Raw genomic sequence first — 3925 nt, 5'->3', positions numbered from 1 at the left:
CTACACAGTCCGGCGGTAGTGCATCACCACCCTACAAGTATCACAGATAATTCGTGTGATGCCGCGCGCAGAATCCGCAGCGGGTTGGCATTTACCGTGAGCTCCGAAAGGGGAGGTCACGCATCATGGCTAATTCAGGCGATGTTTCCGAAGCCTTCGCTCGGGGTCATCTGCAGCTGACTGCACTTTGTGAACTGGCCTCGAATATTTGCCTGTCAGGCGAGTGAAAACTCTGCTCGACGGTGTAATTCAGGCCTCATGTCACCTGCGCTTGTTACAACTGCAAACTCCACCGTTACGTAGCGAAAGCCCCGTAGGACGGCCTCGCGTCCTGGTGAATTGCGTTGGTCAGGGCCGGTTTTTGACCGTGGTTCCGCTGTCCAGGCCGCTTTTGGCGGCGTTCGCGACTATAGCAGCAATGATTAAGTGCTTCAATTCCATAAAAATTGTTATCATCCGCGGCATGACAACTACTGCCCCTTCGACTCCAGGCGTTCAACTGCTTGAAGTCTCGCCGGAGTATGCCGGCCAACGAATCGACAATTTCCTCCTGGCCCGGCTCAAAGGCGTGCCCAAGACCTTGATTTACCGCATTTTGCGTAAAGGCGAAGTGCGTGTGAACAAGGGCCGGATCAAACCCGAATACAAGCTGCAGGCCGGCGATATCGTGCGCGTGCCGCCGGTTCGTGTGCCTGAACGCGACGAGCCGGTGCCATTGGCGCAAGGGCTGTTGCAGCGCCTGGAAGCCTCGATTGTCTACGAAGATAAATCCCTTATCGTGATCAACAAGCCCGCCGGCATTGCGGTTCACGGCGGCAGCGGCTTGAATTACGGCGTGATCGAAGCCTTTCGTCAGTTGCGTCCCGATGTCAAGGAGCTGGAACTGGTTCACCGTCTCGATCGTGACACTTCCGGTCTGCTGATGATCGCCAAGAAGCGCAGCATGTTGCGGCACTTGCACGCGGCATTGCGCGGCGACGGGGTCGACAAGCGTTACATGGCGCTGGTTCGCGGCAACTGGGCGACCTCGATCAAGCAGGTCCGTGCGGCACTCGGCAAGAGCAATCTGCGCTCCGGCGAGCGCATGGTCGAGGTCGACGAGGAGGAGGGCAAGGAGTCGGTGACCGTGTTCAAGGTCCTGCGGCGCTTCGGCGACTTTGCCACCCTGATCGAAGCCAAGCCGATTACCGGGCGCACGCACCAGATCCGCGTCCACACGTTGCACGCCGGGCATTGCATTGCCGGCGACACCAAGTACGGCGATGACGGTTTCAGCAAGGAAATCCGTGATTTGGGCGGCAAGCGTCTGTTCCTGCACGCCTACATGCTGACCGTGCCGCTGCCCGATGGCGGTGAGCTCAAGTTGCAGGCACCGGTCGATGAGATGTGGGCCAAGACCGTGGAGCGATTGAGTGCGCCCATCTGATTACAAACTGCTGATTTTCGATTGGGACGGCACCCTCGCCGATTCCATTGGTCGGATTGTCGAGGCGATGCATTCCGCGTCCGGGCGTTCCGGTTTCGAGTTGCGCGATGATTTTGCCGTCAAGGGCATCATCGGTCTGGGCTTGCCCGAGGCGATCCGCACCTTGTATCCGGACATCAGCGATGCCGAGATGACCTTGTTTCGCGAGTACTACGCCGATCACTACATCGCGGCAGAAGCCGTGCCTTCGCCGTTATTCGAAGGCGTAGTCGAGTCGATGGCGTCGTTTCGTGAGCAGGGTTATCACCTGGCGGTCGCGACCGGCAAGAATCGTCGCGGGCTGGATCGGGTGCTCAAGGCCAATGGCTGGGAAGGCTTTTTCGACATCACCCGCGCTGCCGACGAGACCGCCAGCAAGCCGCATCCGCTGATGCTCGAGCAGATTCTCGACCATTGCGGCGTGCGTCCCGAGCAGGCGCTGATGGTTGGCGATTCGTCCTTCGATCTGCTGATGGCGCGCAATGCGGGCATGGCGTCAGTGGCGGTCAGTTACGGCGCGCAGTCGATTGACTCGCTGCAACAGTTCGAGCCGCGCCTGTCGATCGACCATTTTAGTGAGTTGCATGTCTGGCTGGGGCAGCAGGCCAAATAAGTTTTTTCTGGGGTGGACTGGATGACCGACGAATGGAAAACACCGGCCAAGGCAAGTGCCGACGACGGTGACGCGAAGAGCTGGAAGCTGTTGGAAACGACCCTGCTGGCCAGTGTGCAGGAACAGCGTCGTTCGCGACGTTGGGGGATTTTCTTCAAGCTGCTGACGTTTGTTTATCTGTTTGTCGCGCTGATCCTGTTCACGCCGCTGATGGACATGGAAAAGAGCGCCACCCGTGGCCCGAACTACACCGCGCTGATCGACGTCACCGGCATGATTGCCGACAAGGAGCCGGCCAGTGCCGACAACATTGTTGGCAGCCTGCGTGCAGCCTTCGAGGACAAGAAGGTCAAGGGCGTGATCCTGCGGATCAACAGCCCGGGCGGCAGTCCGGTGCAGTCGGGTTATGTGTACGACGAGATCAAGCGTTTGCGCGGTTTGCATCCGGATACCAAGGTCTATGCGGTGATTTCCGATCTCGGTGCGTCCGGCGCCTATTACATCGCCAGTGCGGCGGATCAGATTTATGCCGACAAGGCTAGTCTGGTCGGCTCCATCGGTGTGACGGCGGCCGGTTACGGTTTTGTCGGCACCATGGACAAGCTGGGCGTCGAGCGTCGCACTTATACCTCCGGCGAGCACAAGTCGTTCCTCGATCCTTTCCAGCCACAGAAGCCTGACGAGACTGCGTTCTGGCAGACCGTGCTGGACACCACGCACAAGCAGTTCATCAATAGCGTCAAGCAGGGTCGTGGTGATCGCCTGAAGGACAAGGAGCATCCGGAGCTGTTCTCCGGGCTGGTCTGGTCTGGCGAGCAGGCGCTGCCATTGGGTTTGATTGATGGCCTGGGCAATGCCAGTTCGGTGGCGCGGGATGTGATTGGCGAGAAAGAGCTGGTGGATTTTACCGTGCAGGAATCGCCGTTTGATCGCTTCTCGAAGAAGCTCGGTGCCAGCGTGGCTGAGCAGTTGGCGATGTGGATGGGTTTCCACGGGCCTTCGTTGCGCTGATTCGTTGGTAGATCAAAGATCGCAGCCTGCGGCAGCTCCTACAGAGATCAAGGTCAATGTAGGAGCTGCCGCAGGCGGCGATCTTTTGCTTTAAGGGATCTGCACGCCTTCAGCCAACAGCATGTCGATCAGGCGAATCAGCGGCAGGCCGATCAGGCTGGTGGCGTCCGGGCCTTCGGTGGACTGGAACAGGCTCACGCCCAAGCCTTCGGCCTTGAAACTGCCGGCGCAATCGTAAGGTTGCTCCAGGCGCAGGTAGCGTTCGATGCGCGCCTCGTCGAGCGTGCGCATGTGTACGGTGAAGGGCACGCAGTCGACCTGGCAGTGGCCGGTCTGGCTGTTGAGCAGGGCCAGGCCGGTGAGGAAGGTCACGCTGGCGCCGCTGGCGGCCAGTAGCTGCTCGCGGGCCTTGTCGAAGGTGTGCGGTTTGCCGATGATCCGGTCGCCGAGCACCGCGACCTGATCCGAGCCGATAATCAGGTGGGCGGGGTGGCTGGCGGCCAGTGCCCGGGCTTTCTGTTCGGCGAGACGCTTGACCAGCTCGATGGCGGATTCGCCGGGTCGATGGCTTTCGTCGATATCCGGCGAGCTGCAGACGAACGGCAGGTGCAGGCGGACGAGTAATTCCCGACGATAAGTCGAGCTTGAAGCAAGTAATAAAGGCAGCATTCGCGTCTCCTGAGGCAGGTGCGAATTCTAGCGGAGGCACGCAAGTGACGGACAGGGCACAATTTCCTTTGACATGGGTGGGTGCATCCCTATAATGCTGCGCCTATGTTGAATGACCCGATTCCACCTCACGTTGACCCGCGCAAATTGGCTGACCGTGGCACCAC

At 59.5% G+C, this 3925-nt stretch carries 4 protein-coding genes and 1 pseudogene; 4 read left to right on the top strand and 1 reads right to left on the bottom strand.

All coding sequences use genetic code 11. The annotated features are described in order from the left end of the window. The first annotated feature begins 463 nt into the window (after positions 1-463). Genes rluC through sppA form a run of 3 tightly spaced genes read left to right on the top strand, consistent with a single transcriptional unit; the run spans position 464 to position 3089 of the window. On the top strand, positions 464-1426 hold the full coding sequence (gene rluC, locus ACIOUG_RS26690; RefSeq protein ID WP_401070129.1) for a 23S rRNA pseudouridine(955/2504/2580) synthase RluC: 963 nt from the start codon (positions 464-466) through the stop codon (positions 1424-1426). Further along, positions 1413-2078, top strand: coding sequence for an HAD-IIIA family hydrolase (locus ACIOUG_RS26685; RefSeq protein WP_401070126.1), 666 nt, complete (start codon positions 1413-1415; stop codon positions 2076-2078). Before rluC ends, ACIOUG_RS26685 begins: the two co-directional genes overlap by 14 nt. 21 nt (positions 2079-2099) lie before the next feature. Beyond that, complete coding sequence (gene sppA / locus ACIOUG_RS26680; protein ID WP_401070123.1) at positions 2100-3089, top strand: signal peptide peptidase SppA; 990 nt, start codon at positions 2100-2102, stop codon at positions 3087-3089. A gap of 90 nt (positions 3090-3179) precedes the next feature. Here the strand turns inward: sppA and ACIOUG_RS26675 are convergent, their stop codons facing one another. Then, positions 3180-3758 carry a Maf family protein gene (locus tag ACIOUG_RS26675; RefSeq protein ID WP_401070120.1) on the bottom strand — a complete coding sequence of 193 codons (579 nt, stop codon included), beginning with the start codon at positions 3756-3758 and terminating at the stop codon, positions 3180-3182. A gap of 105 nt (positions 3759-3863) precedes the next feature. Here ACIOUG_RS26675 and ACIOUG_RS26670 point away from each other — a divergent pair. Beyond that, a pseudogene (locus ACIOUG_RS26670) lies at positions 3864-3925 on the top strand (metal-binding protein); the annotation flags it as partial.

This window comes from Pseudomonas sp. NPDC087803, from assembly GCF_044742995.1.
GTDB lineage: Bacteria > Pseudomonadota > Gammaproteobacteria > Pseudomonadales > Pseudomonadaceae > Aquipseudomonas.
Note: the sequence above shows the minus strand (reverse complement) of the source record. Positions and strands in the feature narration are given on the sequence as shown.